The 23,770-nt window shown below is 66.4% G+C and carries 28 protein-coding genes; 6 read left to right on the top strand and 22 right to left on the bottom strand.

Going from position 1 to position 23,770, the window contains the following annotated elements:
- Positions 1-6 precede the first annotated feature (6 nt).
- The 11 genes from J4G32_RS07785 to J4G32_RS07735 all read right to left on the bottom strand — a co-directional run bounded on the left by J4G32_RS07785 (position 7) and on the right by J4G32_RS07735 (position 9,024).
- On the bottom strand, positions 7-3,876 hold the full coding sequence (locus J4G32_RS07785; protein WP_210485633.1) for a baseplate multidomain protein megatron: 3,870 nt from the start codon (positions 3,874-3,876) through the stop codon (positions 7-9).
- A 22-nt stretch (positions 3,877-3,898) separates the two neighbouring features.
- Positions 3,899-4,318 carry an NlpC/P60 family protein gene (locus J4G32_RS07780; RefSeq protein WP_210485632.1) on the bottom strand — a complete coding sequence of 140 codons (420 nt, stop codon included), beginning with the start codon at positions 4,316-4,318 and terminating at the stop codon, positions 3,899-3,901.
- 25 nt (positions 4,319-4,343) lie between these two features.
- Positions 4,344-5,219 (bottom strand): DUF2163 domain-containing protein, encoded by an 876-nt coding sequence (locus J4G32_RS07775; RefSeq protein ID WP_210485631.1) that lies wholly within the window; start codon positions 5,217-5,219, stop codon positions 4,344-4,346.
- Between the two features lie 31 nt (positions 5,220-5,250).
- Positions 5,251-5,889, bottom strand: coding sequence for a DUF2460 domain-containing protein (locus J4G32_RS07770; RefSeq protein WP_210485630.1), 639 nt, complete (start codon positions 5,887-5,889; stop codon positions 5,251-5,253).
- A gap of 62 nt (positions 5,890-5,951) precedes the next feature.
- Positions 5,952-6,644, bottom strand: a complete 693-nt coding sequence (locus J4G32_RS07765) for a phage tail tape measure protein (protein WP_210485629.1) — start codon at positions 6,642-6,644, stop codon at positions 5,952-5,954.
- Positions 6,637-6,879 (bottom strand): rcc01693 family protein, encoded by a 243-nt coding sequence (locus J4G32_RS07760; protein WP_343232611.1) that lies wholly within the window; start codon positions 6,877-6,879, stop codon positions 6,637-6,639. The genes J4G32_RS07765 and J4G32_RS07760 overlap by 8 nt, the downstream gene beginning before the upstream one ends.
- Positions 6,876-7,232, bottom strand: a complete 357-nt coding sequence (locus tag J4G32_RS07755; RefSeq protein ID WP_210485627.1) for a gene transfer agent family protein — start codon at positions 7,230-7,232, stop codon at positions 6,876-6,878. Before J4G32_RS07755 ends, J4G32_RS07760 begins: the two co-directional genes overlap by 4 nt.
- A 13-nt stretch (positions 7,233-7,245) precedes the next feature.
- Complete coding sequence (locus J4G32_RS07750) at positions 7,246-7,656, bottom strand: phage major tail protein, TP901-1 family (RefSeq protein ID WP_210485626.1); 411 nt, start codon at positions 7,654-7,656, stop codon at positions 7,246-7,248.
- Between the two features lie 34 nt (positions 7,657-7,690).
- Entirely contained in the window at positions 7,691-8,101 is a 411-nt protein-coding gene (locus tag J4G32_RS07745) for a DUF3168 domain-containing protein (protein ID WP_210485625.1), read from the bottom strand.
- Positions 8,098-8,433, bottom strand: a complete 336-nt coding sequence (locus tag J4G32_RS07740) for a phage head closure protein (RefSeq protein ID WP_210485624.1) — start codon at positions 8,431-8,433, stop codon at positions 8,098-8,100. Before J4G32_RS07740 ends, J4G32_RS07745 begins: the two co-directional genes overlap by 4 nt.
- Positions 8,434-8,463: 30 nt before the next feature.
- Entirely contained in the window at positions 8,464-9,024 is a 561-nt protein-coding gene (locus J4G32_RS07735; RefSeq protein ID WP_210485623.1) for a head-tail connector protein, read from the bottom strand.
- A 20-nt stretch (positions 9,025-9,044) separates the two neighbouring features.
- On the opposite strand from J4G32_RS07735, the gene J4G32_RS07730 reads away from it, so the two are divergent.
- On the top strand, positions 9,045-9,791 hold the full coding sequence (locus J4G32_RS07730) for a S1 family peptidase (protein WP_246504913.1): 747 nt from the start codon (positions 9,045-9,047) through the stop codon (positions 9,789-9,791).
- 112 nt (positions 9,792-9,903) lie between these two features.
- Entirely contained in the window at positions 9,904-10,674 is a 771-nt protein-coding gene (locus tag J4G32_RS07725) for a S1 family peptidase (protein ID WP_343232610.1), read from the top strand.
- 3 nt (positions 10,675-10,677) lie between these two features.
- On the opposite strand, the gene J4G32_RS07720 is transcribed toward J4G32_RS07725, so the two are convergent.
- The 6 genes from J4G32_RS07720 to J4G32_RS07695 all read right to left on the bottom strand — a co-directional run bounded on the left by J4G32_RS07720 (position 10,678) and on the right by J4G32_RS07695 (position 14,605).
- A complete protein-coding gene (locus J4G32_RS07720) occupies positions 10,678-11,916 on the bottom strand; it encodes a phage major capsid protein (protein ID WP_210485621.1) in 1,239 nt (412 codons plus the stop codon).
- A 67-nt stretch (positions 11,917-11,983) separates the two neighbouring features.
- The gene (locus tag J4G32_RS07715; protein WP_210485620.1) at positions 11,984-13,369 is read right to left on the bottom strand and encodes an amidase; all 1,386 of its coding nucleotides are present in this window, start codon (positions 13,367-13,369) and stop codon (positions 11,984-11,986) included.
- A gap of 78 nt (positions 13,370-13,447) precedes the next feature.
- Complete coding sequence (locus J4G32_RS07710; RefSeq protein WP_210485619.1) at positions 13,448-13,645, bottom strand: hypothetical protein; 198 nt, start codon at positions 13,643-13,645, stop codon at positions 13,448-13,450.
- A 71-nt stretch (positions 13,646-13,716) separates the two neighbouring features.
- Entirely contained in the window at positions 13,717-14,235 is a 519-nt protein-coding gene (locus J4G32_RS07705; RefSeq protein ID WP_210485618.1) for an HK97 family phage prohead protease, read from the bottom strand.
- Positions 14,235-14,408, bottom strand: a complete 174-nt coding sequence (locus tag J4G32_RS07700) for a hypothetical protein (RefSeq protein WP_210485617.1) — start codon at positions 14,406-14,408, stop codon at positions 14,235-14,237. The genes J4G32_RS07705 and J4G32_RS07700 overlap by 1 nt, the downstream gene beginning before the upstream one ends.
- Positions 14,405-14,605 carry a hypothetical protein gene (locus J4G32_RS07695; RefSeq protein WP_210485616.1) on the bottom strand — a complete coding sequence of 67 codons (201 nt, stop codon included), beginning with the start codon at positions 14,603-14,605 and terminating at the stop codon, positions 14,405-14,407. Before J4G32_RS07695 ends, J4G32_RS07700 begins: the two co-directional genes overlap by 4 nt.
- A 226-nt stretch (positions 14,606-14,831) precedes the next feature.
- Between J4G32_RS07695 and J4G32_RS07690 the strand changes: the two genes are divergently transcribed.
- Positions 14,832-15,665, top strand: coding sequence for a hypothetical protein (locus tag J4G32_RS07690; protein ID WP_210485615.1), 834 nt, complete (start codon positions 14,832-14,834; stop codon positions 15,663-15,665).
- Positions 15,666-15,760: 95 nt separating this feature from the next.
- Here the strand turns inward: J4G32_RS07690 and J4G32_RS07685 are convergent, their stop codons facing one another.
- From J4G32_RS07685 to J4G32_RS07670, 4 genes are all read right to left on the bottom strand, one after another.
- Complete coding sequence (locus J4G32_RS07685) at positions 15,761-16,933, bottom strand: phage portal protein (protein ID WP_210485614.1); 1,173 nt, start codon at positions 16,931-16,933, stop codon at positions 15,761-15,763.
- A gap of 246 nt (positions 16,934-17,179) precedes the next feature.
- Entirely contained in the window at positions 17,180-18,496 is a 1,317-nt protein-coding gene (locus J4G32_RS07680) for a DNA-packaging protein (protein ID WP_485020562.1), read from the bottom strand.
- Positions 18,441-18,977 carry a hypothetical protein gene (locus J4G32_RS07675; protein ID WP_210485613.1) on the bottom strand — a complete coding sequence of 179 codons (537 nt, stop codon included), beginning with the start codon at positions 18,975-18,977 and terminating at the stop codon, positions 18,441-18,443. The genes J4G32_RS07680 and J4G32_RS07675 overlap by 56 nt, the downstream gene beginning before the upstream one ends.
- 444 nt (positions 18,978-19,421) lie before the next feature.
- Positions 19,422-20,456, bottom strand: a complete 1,035-nt coding sequence (locus J4G32_RS07670; protein ID WP_210485612.1) for an endonuclease/exonuclease/phosphatase family protein — start codon at positions 20,454-20,456, stop codon at positions 19,422-19,424.
- Positions 20,457-20,646: 190 nt separating this feature from the next.
- Between J4G32_RS07670 and J4G32_RS07665 the strand changes: the two genes are divergently transcribed.
- Entirely contained in the window at positions 20,647-20,796 is a 150-nt protein-coding gene (locus tag J4G32_RS07665; RefSeq protein ID WP_210485611.1) for a hypothetical protein, read from the top strand.
- A gap of 24 nt (positions 20,797-20,820) precedes the next feature.
- Here J4G32_RS07665 and J4G32_RS07660 read toward each other — a convergent pair whose 3' ends face one another.
- A complete protein-coding gene (locus tag J4G32_RS07660; RefSeq protein ID WP_210485610.1) occupies positions 20,821-21,189 on the bottom strand; it encodes a winged helix-turn-helix transcriptional regulator in 369 nt (122 codons plus the stop codon).
- A gap of 106 nt (positions 21,190-21,295) precedes the next feature.
- Here J4G32_RS07660 and J4G32_RS07655 point away from each other — a divergent pair, with 106 nt between their 5' ends.
- Both J4G32_RS07655 and J4G32_RS07650 read left to right on the top strand, forming a co-directional pair.
- Positions 21,296-21,904 (top strand): NAD(P)-dependent oxidoreductase, encoded by a 609-nt coding sequence (locus J4G32_RS07655; protein WP_210485609.1) that lies wholly within the window; start codon positions 21,296-21,298, stop codon positions 21,902-21,904.
- Between the two features lie 314 nt (positions 21,905-22,218).
- The gene (locus tag J4G32_RS07650; protein ID WP_210485608.1) at positions 22,219-23,307 is read left to right on the top strand and encodes a TRAP transporter substrate-binding protein; all 1,089 of its coding nucleotides are present in this window, start codon (positions 22,219-22,221) and stop codon (positions 23,305-23,307) included.
- Positions 23,308-23,770 lie beyond the last annotated feature (463 nt).

The raw sequence follows: 23,770 nt of genomic DNA, 5'->3' as shown, positions 1-23,770 counted from the left end.
TGGCGCTCAGGCGATAGAAATGAGTTGCGGCGCGCCGAATCCTCGGCCGACAACGGCGCTGAGCTGCACGACGCGCAAAGTGAGGACGTCCTGCGCCACGCCGAAATCCGAAAGCTCCTGGGCGAGCGGATAGATAACCTCAGGCTGCGTGCACGTGAGCGTACGGATGACGCTGCTATCGCGGAGAATTTCGACCTCGTAGGCCTCGGTCGCTTCCGACAGCGGCACGTCGACGGGTTCCCAGCCGTCGCCGTCGAGACGCGTCCGGCGCTGCCAGGTGATGCGGATGTCGCCGGCCTGCCGCGCGGCGCGGAGGCGCACGGGCGAGAGCGGACGCAAGGGGTCGGAGCCTGCAGTAGCGGCCATCTCAATGAAGCTCGGATCGGCGTGGTCGCGGCCCGCCGGGCCGATGCGGTAGCGCCAGGTTTGACCGAGATCGCGCAGGTCCGTTGTCAACGGGACCACCGCCTCGTCGAGCCGCACAATGGGCGCGCCGGCCGGGACGACCCGCCCGGCCTCCGCCTCGCTGCCCGCCAGCCCGCGCAGCATCCGTGACAGGCGAAAGCGCTTCTCGCCGATCATCTTGGATCGTGCGGCGGAGAGAATTTCCCAGCGCCCATCCGGGCCCTGCACGGCAAACAGATTGCCGCCGGCGAGCGCCGCCTCGTCATCGATGGCGGCAATCGTCCCCGACGAGATCTGCACGTCGAGCACGGCCTTCGGATCGAAGCGCCAGAGCGGACCTGCCGCGAGATCGCTTTGCGTCACGCCGATCACCGCCGGCAGATCGAGAAGGCGGTGGGCGTCGAAGCTGGCACCGGTCCCCGAGCGATAGACCGAGACCGCACCCGGCCACGGATCGGCCGCCACCGCCAGATACTGCAGCGGCGTCGGATCGGCTGTGCTGACCGGCAGATCGAGGATGAGGACAGCAGGTTTCCCGGCGACCTTGGGCGGGCGTTTGACCGGCCGGGCCATCGTCCCGCCCGGCGTCTCGAACACGGCAGGCTCGATGGCGCGCGTGCTGATCCGGCGGGTCGGCCCGTCGGCGATGCGGACGATGCGATGGAGGCGCGGACCCGCATCGGTCGGCACCGACACGATGTCGCCCGGCTCGAGTGCAATCCGTCGCGGCGAGATCTCGAACTCCGCACTCTCGCGCGCCGCCCACAGATCCTGCAGCCACGCATCCGCGAGGCGCTGCGCTTCGGCCCGCCGCGTGATGAGTGGCGCATCGGCCCGCGCCTCGCGTCGGCTCGACCCCGCCAGACGCCGGGAAGCGACCGCTGCCCTGCGATACTCGGTCTCGGATTCCGTAAAGCCGATCTCGACCTGCTGCGGCAGCTCGGTTTCCTGCGCGCGCGTCAGGCGCAACGGCGGGTTCTTGTCGTCGAGCACCAGATCGTCGGATGTCAGCGGCACGACCTGACGGCCGCCGCGTCCGTGCCAGCGGATGCTGCCGCCCGACGCCACCGCGTCGATGCCGAAGATCCGCATCAGCGGTTCAAGAGCAGCCCGCGCCGACATCGGGCGGTCGATCACGTAGCCGTCCATGAAACCGTCGAGGACGACAGGCCCCGGATCGGCGATGCCGAAATCCTTCAGGATCGCGCGGATCAAGCGGTCGAGGGCGATGCCCTCGATGCGGCCGGTGATCCAGTGGCCGGTTTCCCAGTTGGCGCCATCGGCCCAAACCGTGGTGAACTCCGGAAAGGCCGGATAGGGCCTGGCGTCCCACGCCCAGATGAACATGTTGGCCGGGTCGATCATCGGCCCGCCATAGACGGGCGAGACCGGGTTATCGGCAGCCTTGTGGCCCGTGAGCGCCGGATCGAACCGCGACAGGATCGCCTCGAGGCCGCGCGCCTGCATGAGGTCGTCGCGCACCGCGCGGGAGAACGGCGGATAGGCGGATTCCGAGGATTTCGGATCCGGAAACACGTTCGGGCCGTTCGGCCCCTTGTCGACAGCCGGAATGCCGATCTCGGTGAGCCACAGGGGCTTGGCGCGGGCGCGCCAGGCGGTGGTGCGGATCTCCGCGCCGTTCAGCCGCTCCACATGCGGATTGGACCACCACGACACGAGGTCCTTCTGGCGAAACATCCACGGCTTGCCGAAGGCCCCGTCGGTGATCGGCGTGCGCTGCTGCGCCATGCGGCGTGCCGCATTCGCGTAGTACCAGTCGAACGCCTCGCCGCTTCCGAGGCGGTCGCGCAGATAATCCACGTCGTAGATGCTGCGGGCGATGGCAAGATCCGCATGATCGGGACCATCGCGCCAATCGGAGAACGGCGGATAATAATCGATCCCCACCGCGTCGATGGCCGGATGGGCAAAGAGCGGATCGAGAGGGAAGCGCACCTCGTCGCCGCCATCGAGCACATGCGCGCCGTATTCCGTCCAGTCCGCCGCATAGACGAGGTCGGGTGCGCTGCCCAGCACCTTGCCGACATCGCTCGCCAGCTGCTTGAGCGCGTCGACCGCCGGATAAACCCCCGAGGCCGAGCGCACGCGGGTGAGACCGACCAGTTCGCTGCCCAGAATGAAGCCCGACACGCCGCCTGCCTTCACCGCGAGATCGGCACAATGCAGCACCAGCCGGCGAAAGCCCCATTCGCGCGAAAACCATGGCTCGACCTGGGCTGCCGCAGCGCCCGTGCCATCGGGCGATCCCGGCACGCCCGGCGCTGGATGACAGGTGATGCGTCCGCGCCAGGGATACGGCGCCTGGCCGGTGCCCCCATAGGGATCGGGCAGCGTGTTGGCGATCGCCACATCCATCATCACGAACGGATAGAGCACCACCTCGAGCCCCCGCTGCTTGAGGTTGCGGATGAGGCGGATGACGGAAGCGTCGGAGGGCGTGCCGCCATAGGCGGGCGCGCCCGCGACCTGCGAGACGGGTCTGGCATCGTTTCGGGTGAGACCGGCCACGGCCCATTCGGACCCGTCGGTCTGTTTCGTCGTCACGTCCACGCGCGGCGCGATGGTGCAGGACCCGGCGCGCAGATCGTCGCCGAACCAGCTTAGCACTAGAGAGACCCGACGCAGGTTCGGGCACAAAGCCTGCAGCGCGTCGAGCGAGGCGTTGACGTCGCTGGAGCGCTGCAACTGATGGCGGTTCTCGGATTGGGAAGCGCCGAGACCTAGCACCTGCGTGACCGGCAGATTGTCGTAGCCGAATTCGCTCGCGCCGGGGATCAGGCAGACGGCGCGCACCATGCGGTTCAGCCCGTCGACGGGGCGGATCACCTCGAAGGAGAATTGCGGCACGCGATTGCCGAATGCGGCCAGCGGCAGCCGCTCGAACACCACATAGGCGAGCCCGCGATAGGCGGGCGCGTTCACCGCGCCCTCCTTGGCCACGATGAGCGGATCGGCGGCCTGCGTCTGGTAACCCTTGTGAATGCGCATGACGATGGCGTTGAGGTCGATCTCGCGGCCATCGGCCCAGACACGGCGGATGAAGGCGATCTCGCCCTCGCACAACCCCACGGCCAGATTGGCGAAATACGAATAGGTGGTCGACTTCGTCTTGCCGCCCTTGCCCCCGAGACTCTTGCCGCCCTGGCTGCCGGAGCGCTCGACGCTGGTATTGGCCTCCTCCACGAGACGCGTCGCCCAGATGAGCTGTCCGCCGATGCGGGCGCGGCCATAGACCCGCGGAATTGGCGCGCCCTCTGTCGAGGTAAGCCCGTCGATCTCCTTCAGGCGCGGACCCTCGACACTCTTGTCGCCCTCCGAGCCAGAGAGCAGCGCGTTGTCGATGGCAGCGCCCGCAAGACCGCCGAGCACGCGGCCCGCCATCGCGCCAAGCGGACCCGCGACCATGCCGCCGACGACGGAGCCGACGGTCTGAAGAACGATGGTGGCCATGCGGGATCTCTCACGGGGTGGGTCAATCGGGAAAACGGAACGCGCCGGCGAGATGCCGCCGCCACCACGGACGAAACGCCACCTCGGCAACGCACGCCCCGTCATGGGCATGCACCATCGCGTCACACGCGGTGGCGATGGCGCAGTGCTTGACCGGCAGATGACCGCGCCAGCGAAACAGCAGCACGTCGCCGGGTCTGATGCTGTCCATATCGCCGGGAGCGAGATGCCGCCGCGCGGCGGCAAGCAGCGTATCGGCGCCCGCTTCCGCCCAGTCTGGCGCATAGGGCGGCGGCAATTCGGGCTCTGTTCCCATCACGTCGCGCCACACGCCGCGCAGCAGGCCGAGACAATCGCAGCCCACGCCCTTGAGCGAGGCCTGATGGCGATAGGGCGTGCCGATCCAGTCGCGCGCGGCGGCGACGATGGGAGAATCCGTCATCGTTATGGCCTCAAACGAACAGGCTTCAGCCATCGAGCCCGGGTTCGCCCTGCTGCGGCATGCGGATGATGAAATCGTTGCCGGGCATGTGCGGGAAGCCACGGAAGTTCACCCCATTGGCGAAGCGGTCGCGGCACATGGCGTGGGTCTTGTTGCACCCCGCCGTGACGCGAAAGGTGTCGCCGTGGCGGATCGGTTGCGGGGCGCGCTGCCAGAGATCGAATTCATCGGTGCCGTCGATGGCGCGATGGACCTTCACCTCGACGGCAACGCCCGCATTGGCGCCGCCGGTCCAGGTCAATCGCCCGGCGGTATAGAGCCCGTCGCCGCCGGCGATGCCGGAGGCCGCGATCGCCAACGCGCCGTCCGTGCGGGTGACGGTGCCCGCATCGCTGAAGCGCGACGCCGTCAGGTCGATCCCGCAGGCTGCGTCACCGAGATCGGCCGCGCAGGTGGCGCGAAACAGACGGCCGCGCTCCTCGTCGAGGCGGTGCATGAGACCACGCACCTCCGCAACGAATCCGCCATCGGCGCGGCGAATCTCGCCGAGCGACCCGATATCGAGCAGCAGGCGCTGGGCGCTGTCCTGCCAGTTGACGAGCCAGGTCTCGATGCTCGCGTCGTCGTAGAACCCGGACGCGATGTCGTCCTCCGTGAGCCCCGCCGAGACGAGGGCGCCCGCGACCTCGCCGCCGCCGACAGCAAAGCCCAGTTCCGCCGTCGCTTCCGCCGCTTCCAGCCCGGAGCGGGCGAGATAGGTGATCCCGCCGAAGGCGAGGTCGCCGTCATGGTCGGTGAAGCCGAAGGCCGTGCCGTCGCGCCGGACGAGTTTCCAGCAATGACACAGGGACGTGACGCCGTCGGACAGGTGAGTGGCGAAAGCGGGCGGGATGGTGCGCATGAAGGCTCCGGGGGCATGAAGGGCAGCAGGCTCAGACAACGATTTCCACAAGCGGAATCTGGGGAATCGCCCCGGCCTCGAAGGCCGACAGGTCGATGTCGAGTTCATCGGTGTCGAAGCGCACCGGCACGTCGAAGGCAAAACCCGCCGTGATGGCGGCACCCGCAGCGGGCGGCGCCGCAAAGGTCACGACGCCCGTCGTCGGATCGCAGGTGAACGCGCTGCCGACCTGCTGTTCGATGCCGCCGACCGCGACCCGCACCGAGGTGCCGACCGGTTTTGCGATCATGCGGAGGTAGGGGGCATAGGCCGCCCCATAGCGCTTCGTCAGCGGATAGATGGCGGTGACGCCGTCGCCCGTGCCGATGGCCTGATCGAACGGCGTCGGCTCGTGTCCCGGGGGTCCGGAGCGCCAATCGGTGCGGTCGCGAAAGCGAAAGCCGATGAGGCGGCCGCGCCGCTCCTCGAAGAACGCGATCACCGCATGGAGCGCATCGATGCTGCGCACGCCGAGGCCCGCATCGTAGCGTCTGCGCGAATGCGCCCAGCGGCTGTTGCGATGTTCGCGGCCGGAGGCGAGCGTCACGATATCGGTGCGGCGCACCGGCCCGCCCCGGCTGCCGAGGCTGATATCGAGGGGGAACCGGACCTCGTGAAAATCGGATGCCATCGCGGAGACCTTTTGCAGGGGTGATGTCGCGGTCGCGGGACAAAGACTTGTGGCGACCGGAGCTAGAGTCCGCGCTGGCCGCGCGCGACGGCGCGGGCGAGCGCCGCCGAGACCTGCGCCTCGGAACGGCGAAAACTGTCGGCATCGGGGGTCGACACATTGACCGTGACGGACATGGGCCGCCCACCACCGCCACCGCCCGCGCGCACACCGAGACGGCCGTCGGGCCCGCGCGCCAGCGGCATCACCGCCTCCGCGCCCTTTTCGCCCATCACGCCGAGGCCGCGCCCGAGGGGGAAATAGCTCGGCGCGCCGACGACGCCGCCCTGCGCGAACGGCATCACCGCGCCACGCGAAAACACGCCGCCTGCCGCAAAGGGCGCTGCCGCAGCACCCGTCGCCGCCGATCCGCCGCCGAACACCGAGCCGAGAAGCGACCCGAGGCCCTTGACGAGGCCGCTCATCACGCCGCCGGATTCGGACGATCCCGCGGAGGCGCCGCCAGCCAGGTCCTTCAGGCCGCTCTGCAGCGGCGAGAGCGCGAGACGCAGGCCGGTTTCCACCAGCGAGCGCTGCACGGATTTCAGCATGGCGTCGAATTTATTGCCCTCCGCCACGTTCTTGGCGAAGGCCTTCGTCATCGTGGTGCCGAAGCGGTCGGACAGGCCGATGAGGGTGTCGAGCTGGCGCTGTCTGTCGCGCGCGGTGCCATCATCGGGTGCAGGCCCGGGCGTCGCGGCGTTGGGGTCATTCATGGGAAGCTCCGGATCGGTTTACGGCGTCGGGAAACGCCGTCATCAGTCGTGCGAGGTCGGCCCTGTCCGCCGGTACGTGCGGAACCAGCCCGCTCGCGCCCTCCCAGGCCGCCACCAATTCGCGCGGCGTCGCGCGCCAGAAGGCAGCCGGGCTCCACCGCAGAATGCCGAGCGCGAACCGCATCGCCGCGTCCCAGGGGAAAGGCTCCCAGGAGGCAGGCGGCGGCGCGTTCACGCATCCTGCGGCTCGGGAGGGTTTGGGTTTAGGCCCTCGGCCGGCGCGCCCCCGAAGGTGTTGACCAGCAGCGCGACGACCGCCTCGGCCAGGGGCTCGATCCCGTCGCTCATCGCCATCTCGGACAGGGCCTTGTCGGAGACCGCATGTCCGCCGCCGCGCAGGCCGAGGCCCAGAATGGCCAACAGGTCCCGGCTCGACAGGCGGCCGGTGCCGAAGCGCTCGGCGAGCGCCGGGAGATCCTGCACGCCGAAGGCGTCTTCCAGCTCCGCCAGCGCGCCCAGCGTCAGACACAAGGTGTAGGTTTCGTCGTTCAAGCGAAGGGTGACTTCGCCCCGTCTCGGATTGGCCATGAAACCCCTCCCCTCACAGGGCCGCGAAAGTGAGGGCGCCGGCGGATTCGAACGCCATTTCGAACGTCACCTCGCCTGCGTGATCGCCGCGATATTCCAGAGAGGTGATGAGAAACGGCCCCTCGATCCGGCCGAAATCCGGAATGACGATCTGGTAGGTCAGCGCCTCGCCATCGAAGAAGACCTGGCGCATGCGCGCATCGGACGCTTCGTCCTTGAAGATGCCCGCGCCCGTGATGCCGGCCCGGCGCACGCCGACGCCGGCGAGCAATTCGCGCCAGCGGCCGGCCGATTCCGAGTTGGTCACGTCGACGGTCTCGGCATTGAACGCGACCTGGCGCGTGCGCAAGCCCGCCACGGTGACGAAGCCGGATGCGCCGTCGCCGATCTTGATGAGCAGATCCTTGCCCTTTTGAGCCGACATGTGTTGATCCTTCGTGAGTTGCGGCGCTGACGCCTCAGGCTGTTTCGGTAACGGCGCGCAGGCGCAGGGTCGCGCGGATGCGCTGCGAATCCCGGTCGCGGGCCGACGCCATCGCGGTCACGCGCAGATTGACGAGGCGATGACCCGCAAGGTCGAGATCCGCATCGTCCAGGATGACCGACAGGCGTTCGAGCGCCGAAAGCGCGTCCCGTGCGCTGCCGCGCTCGCCCCACACCACGATGGTGAGATTCTGCGTGTAGCCACGGTCGAAATCGGTCGACCAATCCTCGGCTGTCACATCGCCGAAGAGGGCATAGACACCGGTCGCGCCACGCGGCGGTTCGTCGTAGAGCTGCAGGGCGCCGCCCATCAGGGCGATGAGGTCTTGGTCGCCCGCCGCAATGTCGAGAACCGCGCGGCGCAGGGCGAGAATCGGGCTCGTCATGGGCCGACCTCCTCCACGAGGCAGACGAGATCGCGGCGCGCGCCGTCCGGGTCGGATGTCGCCCGGATGGCGAACCGGCGAAGGCCGAGCGTGAGGCGCATGGCGCCGGTCACGCCGTCGCGATAGCGCAGGGTGATGCGGTGGGTGAGCGCCTGCTCGGGCCGGTCGGCGCGCACGCGCTCGGTGCCGGAGAGCATCTCCATCGCGCCCCAGACCTGGGGGCCGGACGCGTAGGAGCGAATCAGGCCGCCGAATCCATCCGGGCGATCCTGGGGCAGTTCGAGGACGAAGCGGCGCGCCCGCTTGCCGATGGGCTGCGATCTGGGTGTCATGGCGTTGGCTTTCGAAAAAATGGCGCGGCGTCAGAGCCGGGGGCGTTGAAACGGCCCGATCAGCGCCAGCGCCTCGGGCGGCAAGGTCTGGTCGCCCGCGATGTCGCCGCGGTTCTCGAACCAGCGCGCGACGATGATCTTGACCGCGAGGCACAACGGCGCCGGGACGTCGGCGGGCGCAGCGCCGAAGCCGGCCCGCACGGTGATCGCGAGCTCATGGGCGCACAGGTCCGGTGGCGGCGGTGCCAGAAACCGCAAGGCGGGCGGATCGCATTGCAGGTCGGCGGCGATGGCCCCTGAGTCGACCGGCCTTGCTGTCCCGAAAGCATCGACCATCTCGACGGCCTCGATGGCGATCAAAGGCGAGAGCGGCAGCGGCAGCCGCTGCGAGTGCGGCCAGGCGGGCAGCATGAGCTTCCATTCTTGGCTGATGACCAGCCGCCGGGAGGCGGCCTCCACCATCATGCGCGCCGCCTTCACGAGGCCGGCGACGAGATCGTCCTCGGCATCGTCTGTGACGCGCAGATAGGCTTTCATCTCTGCGAGCGAAACGGGCTCGACGGCGGGGCCTTCGACGAGTATCGGGAACATCGAAACAGGATTCCTTCGTGATGATGAAACGGCGTCTCTGCCTGCTGCTCGCCGCCGGCCTGATCGGTTCCGGCGAGGTCCGCGCCATCGTCGGCGGGGCACCCGATGACGGCGCGCTGTCGCGGGCGAGCGTGATGGTGCTGAGCTCGAAAGGCGGTGTGTGCAGCGCCGTGGTTCTGGCGCCAGACGTGGTGCTGACGGCCGCCCATTGCGTGACCGGTGCGGATCAGTACCGGGTGCATTTCCGTGACGAGGCGAACGAACCCGTGCTGATCGCACCGCAGACCATCGCGGTGCATCCGGGCTATGATGCCAAGGCCATCGAGAAGCGCACCCGCTCCATCGACCTTGCCCTGGTGCGGCTGCCCGAATCCCTGCCCGCGCGGTTTGACGCCGCGCCGCTCACCGCGGTGCGGCCGACGAAAGGCGACCCGGTGACGGTGGCAGGCTACGGCCTGTCACAGGAGGGCGTGGCCAAGACCACGGGCACCTTCCGCTCCGCCGCGTTGTCGGTCGTCGAGCCCTATGGGCCGAGCCAGATCCTGCTCTGGACCGACGGCAAGGGCGCCATCGGCGCCTGCCAGGGCGATTCAGGCGGGCCGATGGCCTCGGGCGACGTGGTGGTGGCGATCACCAGCTGGTCGGCCGGCACCAAGACGGCCAAATGCGGCGGGACCACGCAGGGCATTCTGGTGGGGCCGCAGCGGAGCTGGATCGACCGCGTCGCCGCGGGCTGGCAGCGTCATGCGCAATGGCGGGCTAATTAAGCGTGGACTTCTCCAGGCCGCCGGAACATCCTTTGCGCTCACGCCTTCCCGTTTTGAGCCCCCCGCCTCGGTGTTTGTTGGACATATGCGCGCATCCCTGTTTTTGAGTCTCGTGGCTGTCGCGCTCCTTGCGGGACCAGCAAACGCCGTCGTGCTGGGCACTCCCTCGCGGGATACGAATGGTGTCCGGCGCGCCGTGGTGGCGGTCGAAAACAGCGCCGGCGAATTGTGCACCGGCGTGCTGATCGCGCAGGACCTCGTGATGACGGCCGCCCATTGCATGCTCGACGAGGCGTCCTACCGCATCGTGTCGGTGAGCCGGGCGTTCAAAACGGCGGCGGTCAATGTCATGGCGATCGCGATCCATCCGGCCTTCGTGCGCGGAACGACGCCGCGCACGCAGCCCGGCGTCGATCTGGCGGTGCTGAAGCTCGAGCGGCCGCTGGGCAGCGACTTCGTGCCGATGGACCCGCGCCTGGCCACCCGCATCGAGGATGACGACCTCGTCACCATCGCGGGGTTCGGCGTGCTGGCGGAAAACCTCAAGCGTTCCGCCCGCACTCTCCGACAGACGCTTCTCGTCTCGGTGGGGACTGTCGAGGTGTCGAACCGCGTCCAGATCGCCGTCGACCGCAACCGGCTCGCCGAGACCACGGGCGCGGGCGCCTGCCGGGGCGATTCCGGCGGACCGGTTCTCACCGGCCGCGCCAGCGATTACCGGCTGTCGGGAATCGTCAGCTGGTCGAGCGGACCACTGAAGACGACGCAGCCCAGCGCGTGCGGCGGATTGACGGCGGTGACACCGCTCGTCGACCATCAGCGCTGGATCGCCGACGCCACCCGGCGGCTCGGCGGACGCGAGGGCGCCTGGACGCGGCAGTGACGATCAGGCGGCGAAGTTCAGCAGCTTGATGGCCGCATAATCCTGCACGCCGCCGCCGACGCGCTTCGTGGTGTAGAACAGCACATAGGGCTTGGCCGAATACGGATCGCGCAGGACGCGAAGGCCCGCCCGGTCGACCACCAGATAGCCGCGCTTGAAATCCCCGAACGCGACGGCGCGGGCATTGGCGGCGATATCCGGCATCTCCTCCGCCTCCACCACCGGGAAGCCCATCAATGTCGCGGCCTGGCCGAGGCTTGCGGGCGGCGCCCAGAGATAGTGTCCTTGCGCGTCCTTGAACTTGCGCATGACGCTCTGCGTCTTGCGGTTCATGACGAACGAGGCGTTCTGGCGATAACCGGCCTTCAGCGCATAGACGAGATCGACCAGCACGTCGGTCGGGTTGGTGGCGGGAAATTGCGGCCCGCCGGTCTGGATGGTGCCCAGACGCCCCCATTCCCAGATTTCATCCTCGACCGTCGGCGCCGCCAGAAACCCCTTGGGCTTGTTGATCCCGTCGCCGTTGACGAAGGCCGCGCCCTCCTGCTCGGCGAAGGCCGCCTCCACCTCGTCGGCGATCCAGCGGTCGATATCCACGATGCTGTCATCGAGCAGCGTCTGGGTCGCGGCCGGCATGGCGTAGAGCTCCATGGCCGGGAAGCTCATCTCGGAGAGAGTCGGCCCCGCCGTCTGCGGGCGGGACGCGGTCTCGCCGACCCAGCCGGCGGCCGGGCCCGAGACCGAGAAGGCACGCTTGTAATGCCCGCCCGAAATCACCCGCACCGACGCGATGGCGCGGATCGGCGAGACGACCGCCAGCCGTTGCAGCACCTCCCGCTCGACGCTATCCGGCACGAGATAGCCGCCATCCGGCCCGGAGCCGGCAGACAGAGCCTTTTCCTCCAGCCGCTTCAATCCAGCAGCCTCGCCCGACCGCATATAGGCCTGGAAGGCCGCCTTGTGTTCGGCGAGCGCCGGATCGCGTGGAGCGTCAGGGTTTGCTCCCAGCGGCGGACGGGCGCGCTCCACCGCCAGACGGTCGAGACGCCGCTTGGCGTCATCGAGCGCGCCGTCGATCCGCGCGAGCTTTTCCTCCGTCACCACGTCGCCGGTGAGCCGGGTCTCGATTTCCCCGAGACGGGTGTCGTTGGTCTCCTTGAACGCCTCGAAGGCACGGGCGAAATCCTCGACGGCGGACGCGACATCGGGGGTCAGAGCTTTGGTTTCGATGGTCTGGATCATGGATTGGGTTTCTTCAAAAGGTGTGGGCCGCCTGAGGGCGGGGGCTTGGTCAGATCGGCGGCGGAGATCAGAGGGAGGGCGGAACGAAGCCGCGGGCGTAACGGTCGACCTGCTTGGCCAGATGGATCAGATCGAGATCCCGGAAGTGTCGACCGACAGCTCGAACCCCGAACGGGACACCGGACGAATGCACGCCGAGCGGCAGGCTGACGGCGGGATTGCCCGTGATGTTGTAGAGCACCGTCATGCACATGTAGGTGATCGTGTCAGGGATCGTCGTCCCGGCAACCGGCGCGCCGACCGCGTGGGTCGGTGTCAGGATGAGATCCGCATCACCCATGACCGAGGCGAGAAGCGAGCGCATCTTGGCCGCTTCCACCATGCCGGACAGGTGATACTCGAAGGGCCGCGTATTGCCCGTGTAGAAGGTATTGTCCCACGAGCGCTTGTTGACGTTGATGGTCGGGTAATAGGTGTTGAGGACCGCGCCCGGGTAGTTCCACAAGGCGTCGTAGAAGCCTGCATACTGATTGTAGTTGAGCGGGAAAGCGGACGCCTGGACGACCGTCACGCCGGCTGCGCGCAGGGCGTTCGCCAAGGCATTGAAGGCCGCCTGCACGACAGTGTCGCAGTACCAGACGCCGATCTTGTCGAGCAGCACGACCTTTCTGAGCTGTGGCCCGGTAAACGGCCGAAGCGGGGCGACATCGGGCTTGCGCACGCTCGCCGCGTTCAGAATGGGCAACAGGGCCGCGATATCGTCGAGACTGCGCGCGATCGGCCCGTAGGTGCACAGGTCTCGAAACACAGGCGGGCGATCCGGCGTGACCGGCCAGATGTCGCCTGCGCTCGATATCGTCCCATACGTTGCCTTGAGGCCATAGACCCCACAATAGCTGGAGGGAAGACGGACCGATCCGGCAGCGTCGGAGCCGATATCGAAACCCGTCAGACCAGCCGCGACCGCAGCCGCCGAGCCGCCGGAGGAGCCGCCGGTTGCGTAGCCTGGGTTGCGACCCGCCGTGTAGGGGTTGTTGCATCGCCCGAACACCGCCGTCTCCGTGAAGACGGGGCCACCAGGCGCATGTGTCTTGCCGATCAGAACAGCGCCGGCGGATTTGAGCGCCATGGCGATATCGCTGTCCGCCCCGACGGGCGGATAGTAATCGACAGCTGTGGTGCCGGTGCTGGTGCGCGTCTCCTCCGCTTCCAGCACGGCCTTGAGGGTAAACGGCACGCCATCGAGCGCGCTGCGGCGTGTGCCGGACGCGGTTCTCGCGTCGGACGCAGCGGCATCGGCGAGAATCTTGCTGGCGCTCCGCCGGTAGACGACGGCATTGATGAGGCTGTCCTTGGCCGCGATGCGGTCAAGGTACATCTGGCAGAGGGCAACGCTGGTGGTCTGGCCGGCGGCGATCCGCGCGCCGAGAGACACGGCACTTTCAAAATGCATCGCATGATCCTTGTGTGCAACCAGGCATAAAAAAACCCGCCTTGCGGCGGGTTGGGTTTGGAACGATGGGCCTTTGGTTCAGCGGGTGGCGCGTCTGACGCCGCTGGAGACGGACGGACCCGTGAGCGCGCCGACGCCTGCGCCGGCGACCGCGCCGACCGGTCCTGCGACAGCGCCGACGCCCGCGCCGACTGCGGCGCCGCCGACCCGTTCCTGGGTCGTGGTGCAGCCTGCGGCCGCGAGGGCCATGAGGGTGACGAACGCGAGGGTCTTCATGGCGCGGTTCTCCTGATGGGTGGGCCGGCTTCTGCCGGGTTGATCGTCAACGCCAACAGCGGCTTGTGGGTTCAGGCAAACAGGCGTTCGGCCGTCCGGCGGATCGTCTGGGCGAGCGGGAGATGCTGCCGCTTGACCGCGTCGACCCGCGCGTCCGGCAGCATCGGGAAGGTCACGATGGAGATTTCCCACAGGTCGATCTTCTCGAGCCGGCGGAGACCTTTTGGACGATCCGGCCGGGCCCGCTCGACGCGAAAGCCGATGGACAATCCATCGACCCCGCCGTCGCGGATCAGGGCGTCGATGTCCCGCGCCCGCCCGACCGCGAGGTTGAGCCTGCCGCGCACCCGCAGGCCCCGGCGGTCTTCCGCGAGTTCGAGCCAGCGCCCCACGGGCTCGCCGGGATCATGCTGCCAGAGCAGGCGAATCCCCGCGACGCCGCGCCGGGACAGTCCTTCGCGAAACGCCCCGGGCATCACCACGTCGCGGCCGAGGTCGGGCACTCCGAACAGGCTCGCATAGCCCTCGAAAACGCCGTCCGGCGCGACATGGCGGAGGGGCAACGTCGCTGCGGCGGGCAAGGCGGCCATCAGGCGGTTCCTCCCCGCCCCGGCCGGGCCGCCCGGGTGTCGAGCTTTTCGAGCTGCCGCACGAAATCCCGAAACACGAAGGTCGCCCGCTCCAGGGTTGCGCGGGGGGCTTTGCCGCCGCGCGCGGACGGCTTGCGGGTGGTGGAGGACGCGCGGGGTTTGGCAGGTTTCATCGGGGGCCTCGCTTGGTGCGACGGTTGAAGACGGACAATTCCCGCACGAAGGCGTCGAACCGGCGGTTCGCCGCCAGCAGATCGCGCAGGGTCATGGAGAGCAGCGCCGAGGCCCCGATCGCCCAGGCGAACAGAACCAGATGCGCAAGGTCGCCCCGGCTGATCACAGCCTCGACGAACTGATCCAAAGTGTTCACGATATGTTCCTGACAGCTCCCTAAATGCTTTTGAATAGTCAAAAGTCTGAACATTCCTCCAAGAGGCATGCCCTGCCTTTCGCGGGCAGAACCGACCGTGTTCTCGGCAGACTTGAAGTCCGCAAATCAGTCGCCTAGCAGGGGCGCTTTTTGATCGACTATTCGGTGTTCTCTATCCTAGAGTCGCATCAAATATTACGTTGGTTAAACTGATGCATTATAAACGATGATGGCGAAAGCGACGACAGGTATAGGGAGGACTCTCTACTCGCCTGTTGGAAGTTGTATCTATTGCGGCCGCAGCAATTGCTCGCTCAGCCTTGAGCATATCGTGCCGGAATCGTTAAATGGCACTCTGGAGTTGCCGGCAGCTAGTTGTGAAGAGTGCCAGAAGACAATCAATCGCTACGAACAAAGGGTCGGGCGCGAGATTTTCGGGGACTTCCGGATCCGTTTCAACATGAGATCGAAACGCTCCAAATCAAAGCGCCCCTCCACAATAGAAGTTGGAACAGTGAGCGCTGATGGTTCGCTTCTCACAGAGACGATTTCTAGGTCGTCCTATCCTGCTCCAATCTTTTTCTACAAATTTGGCCGGGCATCCATATTGCGGGGCCTTCCGGCCGAGACCGGAATTTTTGAGTGGATTCCCTATGTCATTCACGCATCAGAGGCTTTCGAGACTTTTCATAGGACTCACCCCAAGGCAGTCTTCAAGAGTCGGATTTCACCGGTCGAGCTGGCACGAACTCTCGCAAAGATTGGATACGGATACGCGGTTGCGACCATCGGGCTAGAATCTTTCGAGCCATTGCCGGAAGTACTCGACACAATTCTTTGCAGGACAGAAGATGTGGCGTTCACTGTCGGGAGCGACTTAAAGGAAGGTCTACCGATGGCAAGTGAGGGGCACGTTCTTAACCTGCGGTGTCACTGGCAGCACCACAAGGCCCCCTTGCTGATCGTCGACATCCGGCTCTTCGCGGAACTTCCGACGCCGACATTTCATGTCGTCGTGGGACGGGTTTCTCTTACGACATACAATGCGATCCTGCGATGAATCGAGATCGGGAAATGCACGTAACGAATATCGCAATGTCATTCATCGGTGATGGCATGTTGTCCTCGTAGGAGCGCATTTTTACAGAACGGTTTTTAGGTGGGCCTCAGATTTTTCGTTCCCAAGGCTGTTCCATAGCCCACGGCCTCGCGCTTTTCGTCATCGCTCAGGAACGTGGCAGCCGAGACGCGGCGCCAGAGGCTTTCGCGCTCGGTCGACAGCGCCTCGATGGCGTCGAGATCCGGATGGAGCGCGAGCGGCGCGCCTGCCTCCGGCGCGAGCCATTGCACCAGGGCTTCGGCGGTGCGTTTGACCAGCGGGATGACGGTCTGGCGGTAGAAGGCCCGGTTGGCTTCGGCATAATTGGCATGGGTGTTGTCGCCCGGCAGGCCGAGCAGCAGCGGCGGCACGCCGAAGGCGAGCGCGATGTCGCGGGCGGCGGCGGCCTTCGCGTCGACGAAATCCATGTCCTTGGGCGACAGCGACAGGGGTTTCCAGTCGAGGCCGCCCTCCAGCAGTAGCGGACGTCCCGCCTGGGCGCTGCCCTGATAGTTGGTCTCGAGTTCGGCCCGGAGCCGCGCGAACTGCGTCTCGGTCAGGGTCGAACCGCCAACCACCAGCGCACCGGAGGGCCGGGCCGAATTGTCGAGCAGGGCCTTGTTCCAGGCACCGGCCGCATTGTGGATGTCGAGCGCGATGGCGGCGGCTTCCATGGGCGACAGGCCGTAATGGTCGTCGGCCGGATGGAACAGGGTGAGGTGCAGCACCGGGGCCTCGCCGTCGCGCGGGGCGAAGCGGATGGTTTCCCGGCCGATCGTATAATCGTAGGCGGCGGGCCAGCCATCGGCGCCGGGCACCACGCGCATCCGGTCAGGGCGCAGGCAATGGAGTTCGCGCGCCGAGCCGTCGATCCGCACGGCCTCCACATAGGCATTTCCCGACACCATGAGATGGCCGTACAGGCTCTCGAGAAAACGCTGCCCGCCTTCGCGCGGATTGGGGCGGCCGAGGAGGGTCAGGATCGGGTGGCGGGTGAGCTCGGTCTCGCCTTCCTTCAGCACCAGCGGCAGCGAGGCCGCGGCCTCGGCGATCAGCCGCACGGCCCGATGCACGACGGCATTCTTCTGAAACCCCTCCCGCGCGAGCGCGCCGTAATCGCGGGGCGTCCAGACCGGATGGCCCGCCATGTAGAGGGACAGCGCAGGCTGGGTGCGCGACGCCTTGGCTTCGGGCGGCGCATGAAAGAGACGGGTCAAGGTCTTGAACATGAAGAACTCCAGCGTGGCCCCAATGTCAGGCTCGCGCCTCGACGGCGGAGTGGAAGGGCGGTGTTTGGGGCTGCGCAGATCGGGGGTGGACGTGAAACGGGATGCCGTTGGCCGAAATGGCTTGGCGAAACCCTTGTTAAGACTTCCGTTAAGGCACCACGTGAAGACCGTTTTTCGCGAAAACACCGGGCTCTGGCGGGAAGTCCTCACGCAATGATTCAACGGGCCGGCAGGCCCCCTGCCCCGCTACAGGGTGCGGATACGGGGCTGTAGGCGCTCGCGCAGCATCAATTCGGTGAGCGCCCAGACAAGCGCGTCGAGCCGATCCGGCGAGCGGCCCGAGGTCAGGCCGCCGGGGCCGAAATCGCACAACTCGTCCTCCAAATCCGGCAGCGCGCCCACATGGTGCACGCGGCCCTGATTGTAGAGAACCGCCACGGGCTCGGCCCGCAGATACTTGCCGCGGGTGGCGCGCACGCTGGTGACCGGCACGCTCGGATCGACCTCGCGGATGACGCTGGTCACCATTTCGCCGCCCTGGTTGACCTCCACCACGAGGGCGTCGGCCTTCAGGCGGCGATAGAGGGCGATCGCCTTCATGGCCCATTCGGAGGGCTTCAGGCCGCGCGCGCTCTCATCGGCGAGCACATAGGCCTGTCCGCCCTCGTCGAGACCGGCCGCGACAAGGCCGCAGGCATCGGCCCGTCGCGACGAGGTCGCGGGCGGATCGACCGCGACCACGATCCGCGCCATGGGCGGCGCCGCGTCGAGCCGATGGATCTCCAGGCCCTCGCGGGTCCAAAGCGCATCCGGCCGGTCCTCGATCATCTCGCCGTCGAGTTCCTGCCGTCCGAGCCGCGAGCCCTGATAGCGCCCCACCACCGTGTCGAGAAATACCGGCGCGAGGTTGGAGGCGTTATCGGCGGTGCGGGCGCGGGAGACCGCCACCCTCGGGTCGGCGAGAAAGCGCTTGAGCAGCGGGATGGGACGCGGGGTGGTGGTCACCATCTGGCGCGGCTGGGCGCCAAGACGCAGCCCGAATTGCAGCATGTCCCAGCTCTCCTCGACATGCCGCCATTTGGCGAGCTCATCCGACCAGGCGGCCTCGAATTGCGGCCCGCGCAGGGAATCCGGATCCTCGGCCGAAAAGACGTGGGCGACCGCCCCGTTGGGCCATTCGAGCTTGCGAAGCGACGGCGACCAGGTCGGCCGCTCGTGCCTTGCGTGGACCGCCAGCAGGCCCGCCGGTCCCTCGATCATCACATGGCGGGCATCCGCGAAGGTCTCGCCCACAAGCGCGATGCGGCGGAGCGCCGGCTCGGCAAAATCCGGCTCTCCCAGCGCGATGCCGCGCACCCATTCGGAGCCGGTGCGGGTCTTGCCGGCGCCGCGTCCGCCCAGCATGAGCCAGATCGTCCATGGCAGGCGCGCATGACACAGGCCGGGCACCCGCTGCTCCGGGCGGCAGCGCAGCGGCCAATGCCGCAACGCGCGCTCGAACTCCGCCTCAGACCAGGATTCCGTCGCGGCCGCGAGCCTCCTCGTCCGCCACAACGCGCTCAAGACAGGCAGCAAGTTCGTCGCGCAATTCGCCGAGGCTGCGGGGGGCGGGCTCGTCGGCCTGGGCATCATCGGGGGCCGTCCCTTCCTGGTCGAGCAGCGTGCGGGCGATGGTCAACGTCTTGGCGTAGGTCGACAGGATCCGCGCCAGACGGTCGTGGTCGGCCTCGGGACCGGCCTGATCGGCCATGAGCGCGTCGAGGCGGCTGCGGGTGGCGGTCGTCAACGCGGCGGCAGCGTCCCGCAGGCCGGATCGGGGAGACAGCGTCGGCGGGGTCGTCGCCCCGGCAGTGATGGTCGCCCGGGACGCGGCGGCGATCGCCTCGGGCCACGACGGCCACCCCCAAACCCGCCGGAAGCGCCGGAAGCTTCTCGCGCTCAGCCCGAGAAAAACCGCGATGGCGCAAAGCGGTACCGAGGCGTGCTCGGCGTAATACATGAAGGCCTGCTGCCGGAGGGCGTCCGGCACCACACGTGCTGCCATGGGAAATCCATACGAAAAAACCGCCCGAGCTGGAGAGCAGGAGCGGCGAAAGGGTTTTGGGGAGCGGGTCTGGAAATCGTCACACTTCGTCAGTGTTCTTGTTTTGTACTCTAAGACCGTCGCGCTGTCAAGCAGCAAAAATGTCAGATGGCCGAGCCGACCGCCGGCCTCCAAATCACGCCAGGGCGATGCGCCAAGAGAGCGTTCGCTTTTTGTTCCAAACACCCCAAAAACCCATCCCAAAGAGGGATAAAGTTACATAAATGTCGGATCAAAGCTTGAACGAATCGCCAATGAAACGTGAACGAATACTTTCTTGGGCGATCCCTCTTCTGGATACTACTCAAATATACAGCTATTTAATCGTGCAGTCAAAGAGAAACCCTCCTGAAGTGCTTCCGCGGCCAGTTATCGGGGCTCGCCGACGTCGCTTGGCGTCTCGGCTCAGAACTTGGCGTCAAACACCGCGTCGAGGAGCAGCATCTCATGATCCGAGATGGCGACGCCGTTCCCGTCGAGGGCGGGGACGACTTTCGCCCCCGTCGGCGTGAGGCCGCGCACCAGCAGCCAGTCGAGTTTGCGAAACGGCCCGATCGGTTTTCCGGACGGGCCGGTGCGCTGGGTGACCGCCGGCAGGTTCGATGAAAGCCAGCCAAATCCCTCCCTGCGCAGGTCCGCAAACAAGGGCTCGAACTGTTCGGCCTCTGCCAATGCCCGGTCCTGGTCCGCCTCGCCCGCAGGGAGGGCCTTGGTGTTGAGATCGCCCCCGATGATGCAGGCCTCGCCGGCAGCGAAACTGTCGAGACCGCGCAGGAGAGCCTGCATCTCCCGCTGCCGATCGCGCGCCGTGGTCTTGCTCTCGAGATGCACTGACACGACCCAGAGGGGAAAGGGCGAATCGACGAGCCGCGCCGCCAGCGCCATGCGCCCGCCGATCCGGCGTTGGGCGCCCCCCTGCCCGGGAAACCAGAACCCGCTTTCCTCGAGCGGGATGAGGTGCGGACGCTCCAGCCGCAGGCGGGACACGATGGCGTTGCCGTGGAAGCCCAGCGCATTGACCTCGCCCGCATGCTGGCGCATTTCGACCGCGTCGCCGAGGTCGAGTTCGACGAACTCGGCGCCGAAGAGATAGCCCTCCCCGGTCTCTGCCGTCAGATCGCGCAGGGTATGGGCATTGCCCGACCGCGCCATACCGAGATCGACCTCGCTGAGGAGGGCGATCTGCGCACCGGACTGATCCAGCAACGCGCGCAAGGAAGCCCCGTCCTTGAGACGCTCGGCGTTGAAGGCGGCGATCCGCAGCGCAGCGGGGAATGGCGCGATCGTCCGCACGGCTGCCGCCTCGATCAAGTTGAGGGCCGGCAGGTCGCCGCAATAGCGGGAATGAGCGTCAGCCGACGAGTCCGTCCGGGCCTGCTCGAGGATTGCCTGCGGCACGGGCAGAAGATCCGGCACTGTTTCCCGCACGATCGCCCGCATGACCGCCTTCTCCTCTGGTAGCCCCCAAGCGTAGCCGGAGCAGGGCGCTTAAAAAAGCGCTGGCTGTGCCGAATAAATCGGCTGCGCGCGTGCGAATCACTCTTTCCAAAAATTCTGCCTGCCCCTACGGAACATCTGTCACATTTGCGTGTTTAAAAGCCGCACCAAAACTCTGGCTGAGGAGACGCCCATGGCTACCTGGGCAACGATCGTCGCGCTTACCACTGGTGTGGCTGCTTACCTGGCCAGCGATTTCCCTTCACTTCTGACTGGCGCGGGCGAACTTGCCGCGGTCGTGGCGCTGTTCGCGCTCGTCTGTGCCGCCGAGGCCTTCAACTAGGCGATCGTCGCGGCGTGAAAACCCTCACAGCCCGGCCGCCTTGCGCGCGTCGTATCGTTGTTGCGCATCCTGCACCGATTCCATGTGCGCCTCGGCCCATATCCGGAGTGAATCCACCGTCACCGCCAGAGTCTTGCCGAGGGACGTGATGCTGTATTCGACCGTGACCGGCACCGTGGCGATGGCCTTGCGGGTGACCAGATCGTCCCGCTCCAAACTCTTCAGCGTCTGCGACAGCATTTTCTGCGACACCCCTTCAATGGTCCGGCGGAGTTGATTGAACCGGACAGGGCCATCGAGCAGCAAGCCGAGGACGAGTACCGCCCATTTATCGGCGATCCGGTCGAGGACAAGGCGTGTCGGACAGGTGGCCGCGTAAGCGTTCGGGCCCATGGCAGTTTCCTTAAGGTGACCAACGAAGGTAGGAGTGCCTCATTTACACCAGCGGGCATTCATAGCACTTGGTATCCATCAGATACCAGCATTCAGGAGATGAGCCATGAACGTCGCGTTGATTGGAGCCACCGGACAGGCCGGCTCGCGCATCCTCGCCGAACTGGCCAGCCGCGGACACACGGTCACGGCCATCGTGCGCAATCCGGAGACCGTGCCGGCGTTGCCGGGAGTCACCGCCAAAAAGGCTGACGTGCTCGACCAGGACGGCCTTGCGAAGGTGCTGCACGGACACGATGCGGTGATCAGCGCCGTGCATTTCACCGCGAGCGATCCCCACAAGCTCCTCGCTGCGGTCAGGGCCTCCGGGGTCAAACGCTACCTCGTCGTGGGTGGCGCCGCGAGCCTTGAGGTCGCGCCTGGCGTCAAGCTCCTCGACACACCCAATTTCCCCGACGCCTACAAGGCCGAAGCCTCGGCCGGCTCGGCGTTTCTCGATCTGCTGCGGGCCGAGCACGACGTGGATTGGACCTTCCTGTCGCCGTCGGCCGCGTTCGGGCCGGGCGAGCGCACGGGGACCTTCAGACTGGGGACGGACCAACTCCTCACAGGCCAGCATGGCAGCCGCATCTCGTTCGAGGATTACGCCATCGCGCTGGCGGACGAACTCGAAAAGCCCGCCCATTCCCGCGCACGCTTTACGGTCGGGTATTGAGCCTGTTGATCCACTTCCGGCAAGGCAGCGGACGGCAAGGCAGCGGACGATAGGCGGTGTCCCGTTGAAGGCGGGATGGTCTGACGAGGATGTGAGGCTTGCAACACGATCCTGACATCGCTCCGCCATCGCCGTGCCTCCCCTTTGGGCAGCTGCGCAGTGAAAGGGGTATTTTTCCAATCCCCCTCTAACCCATTGGTCGAACGGCAGCGAAACCTTCTTGCAGGGGCGGCGGGTTTCGGTGTCAATACGCAACAAGTGACAGAAGTCACGGTCGATCTGTTGAGTTCACGACCTTTAGGGAGAAGACAGGAATGAAACGTCGTCAGTTTTTGCAGGCCGCCACCATCGGCGCCGCGTCGACGGCAGTCGCAGCTCCGGCCATCGCGCAGTCGATGCCGGAAATCAAATGGCGCCTGCAATCGGGTTTCCCGAAATCGCTCGACACCATCTACGGCGCCGCCGAAGTCATTGCGAAATTCGTCAATGAAGGCACCGATGGCAAATTCCAGATCCAGCCCTTCGCGGCCGGTGAAATCGTCGGCACGCCTCAGGTGGCGGACGCCGTCGGCAACGGCACCATCGAAATGGGCCATACCTGCTCGTACTACTATTTCGGCAAGGACCCGACCTTCGCCATCGGCACCGCCCTGCCCTTCGGCCTGAATGCCCGCCAGATGAATGCCTGGCTCTATCACGGCACCGGCAACGACCTGCTCAACGAGTTCTATGCCAAGCACAACCTGTACGGCATGCCGGCCGGCAATACCGGCGTGCAGATGGGCGGCTGGTTCCGCAAGGAAATCAAGACCCCGCAGGACCTGCAAGGCCTCAAGATGCGCATCGCGGGCCTTGCCGGCATGGTGCTGGCCAAGCTCGGCGCGGTGCCCCAGCAGATCCCCGGTGGCGACATCTACCCGGCGCTGGAGCGCGGCACCATCGATGCGGCCGAGTGGGTCGGCCCTTACGATGACGAGAAGCTCGGCTTCGCCAAGGTCGCGCCGTATTACTACTATCCCGGTTTCTGGGAAGGCGGCCCCGCCATCCACCTGTTCATCAACCAGGGCAAGTGGAAGGAACTGCCGAAGGCCTATCAGTCGATCCTGACCGCGGCTGCGGGCTATGCCAACGCGGACATGCTGGCGAAATACGATGCCCGCAATCCGGCAGCGCTTCGTCGCCTGCTCGGCGCCGGCACCCAGCTGCGTCCGTTCTCGCAGGAAATTCTCGACGCGGCCAACAAGGCTGCCTCCGAGGTCTACGACGACGTCTCGGCCAAGAACCCCGATTTCAAGAAGATTTACGACAGTGTTCGGGCCTTCCGGAACGAAGAATACCTGTGGTTCCAAGTTGCCGAATACGCCTATGACACGTTCATGATCCGGGCGCGCGCCCGCGGCTGATCCCTCACCGGGAAAAGGGCCGGACCACAAGAAAAGGGCGATCCACGGATCGCCCTTTTTTCTTTGGACCGGCAAACAGCCGGCCATTTCGATCTCATGATGAAAGACTTGGTTTGAACGCCTGAAAGTTCCTGGGCTGAAAGTTCCTGGGGTTGGCTGCGGCGACCTCGGATGTATTCGGCTGCGTTACACGCCCTGCAAAATCATCCAGCCGACCATGCCGAGCGGAAAAACGGCACCAAGAACAAAACAAATCACCGTCGACGTCATCACCAGATCCTCCTGGCCCTGTTAACCGCGCATTTACCATTTCGTTCCGGCGCGTCCGGCGGGGGAAAACGCCGTCTTCACAGGGGCCAGTTCAATGTCTCGGGGCCTTCCCGTCCGGCGCGTCTCCTCACGGGGCGCTGCTTCGTAGGAGACCGCAGGTCAGCGCCTGCCGGTGCAAGTCCGTGATCCGGTT

Origin of the sequence: Microvirga antarctica, assembly GCF_017921815.1 — a bacterium.
Classification (GTDB): Bacteria; Pseudomonadota; Alphaproteobacteria; order Rhizobiales; family Beijerinckiaceae; genus Microvirga; species Microvirga antarctica.
The sequence above is the reverse complement of the archived record's forward strand: the minus strand, read 5'-3'. Positions and strand labels throughout refer to the sequence as shown.

Coding starts and splice junctions, on each gene's coding strand:
- J4G32_RS07785 (WP_210485633.1), bottom strand. CDS start 3,876: ATGGCCACCATCGTTCTTCAGACCGTCGGCTCCGTCGTCGGCGGCATG.
- J4G32_RS07780 (WP_210485632.1), bottom strand. CDS start 4,318: ATGACGGATTCTCCCATCGTCGCCGCCGCGCGCGACTGGATCGGCACG.
- J4G32_RS07775 (WP_210485631.1), bottom strand. CDS start 5,219: ATGCGCACCATCCCGCCCGCTTTCGCCACTCACCTGTCCGACGGCGTC.
- J4G32_RS07770 (WP_210485630.1), bottom strand. CDS start 5,889: ATGGCATCCGATTTTCACGAGGTCCGGTTCCCCCTCGATATCAGCCTC.
- J4G32_RS07765 (WP_210485629.1), bottom strand. CDS start 6,644: ATGAATGACCCCAACGCCGCGACGCCCGGGCCTGCACCCGATGATGGC.
- J4G32_RS07755 (WP_210485627.1), bottom strand. CDS start 7,232: ATGGCCAATCCGAGACGGGGCGAAGTCACCCTTCGCTTGAACGACGAA.
- J4G32_RS07750 (WP_210485626.1), bottom strand. CDS start 7,656: ATGTCGGCTCAAAAGGGCAAGGATCTGCTCATCAAGATCGGCGACGGC.
- J4G32_RS07745 (WP_210485625.1), bottom strand. CDS start 8,101: ATGACGAGCCCGATTCTCGCCCTGCGCCGCGCGGTTCTCGACATTGCG.
- J4G32_RS07740 (WP_210485624.1), bottom strand. CDS start 8,433: ATGACACCCAGATCGCAGCCCATCGGCAAGCGGGCGCGCCGCTTCGTC.
- J4G32_RS07735 (WP_210485623.1), bottom strand. CDS start 9,024: ATGTTCCCGATACTCGTCGAAGGCCCCGCCGTCGAGCCCGTTTCGCTC.
- J4G32_RS07730 (WP_246504913.1), top strand. CDS start 9,045: ATGATGAAACGGCGTCTCTGCCTGCTGCTCGCCGCCGGCCTGATCGGT.
- J4G32_RS07720 (WP_210485621.1), bottom strand. CDS start 11,916: ATGATCCAGACCATCGAAACCAAAGCTCTGACCCCCGATGTCGCGTCC.
- J4G32_RS07715 (WP_210485620.1), bottom strand. CDS start 13,369: ATGCATTTTGAAAGTGCCGTGTCTCTCGGCGCGCGGATCGCCGCCGGC.
- J4G32_RS07710 (WP_210485619.1), bottom strand. CDS start 13,645: ATGAAGACCCTCGCGTTCGTCACCCTCATGGCCCTCGCGGCCGCAGGC.
- J4G32_RS07705 (WP_210485618.1), bottom strand. CDS start 14,235: ATGGCCGCCTTGCCCGCCGCAGCGACGTTGCCCCTCCGCCATGTCGCG.
- J4G32_RS07700 (WP_210485617.1), bottom strand. CDS start 14,408: ATGAAACCTGCCAAACCCCGCGCGTCCTCCACCACCCGCAAGCCGTCC.
- J4G32_RS07690 (WP_210485615.1), top strand. CDS start 14,832: ATGATGGCGAAAGCGACGACAGGTATAGGGAGGACTCTCTACTCGCCT.
- J4G32_RS07685 (WP_210485614.1), bottom strand. CDS start 16,933: ATGTTCAAGACCTTGACCCGTCTCTTTCATGCGCCGCCCGAAGCCAAG.
- J4G32_RS07675 (WP_210485613.1), bottom strand. CDS start 18,977: ATGGCAGCACGTGTGGTGCCGGACGCCCTCCGGCAGCAGGCCTTCATG.
- J4G32_RS07670 (WP_210485612.1), bottom strand. CDS start 20,456: ATGCGGGCGATCGTGCGGGAAACAGTGCCGGATCTTCTGCCCGTGCCG.
- J4G32_RS07665 (WP_210485611.1), top strand. CDS start 20,647: ATGGCTACCTGGGCAACGATCGTCGCGCTTACCACTGGTGTGGCTGCT.
- J4G32_RS07660 (WP_210485610.1), bottom strand. CDS start 21,189: ATGGGCCCGAACGCTTACGCGGCCACCTGTCCGACACGCCTTGTCCTC.
- J4G32_RS07655 (WP_210485609.1), top strand. CDS start 21,296: ATGAACGTCGCGTTGATTGGAGCCACCGGACAGGCCGGCTCGCGCATC.
- J4G32_RS07650 (WP_210485608.1), top strand. CDS start 22,219: ATGAAACGTCGTCAGTTTTTGCAGGCCGCCACCATCGGCGCCGCGTCG.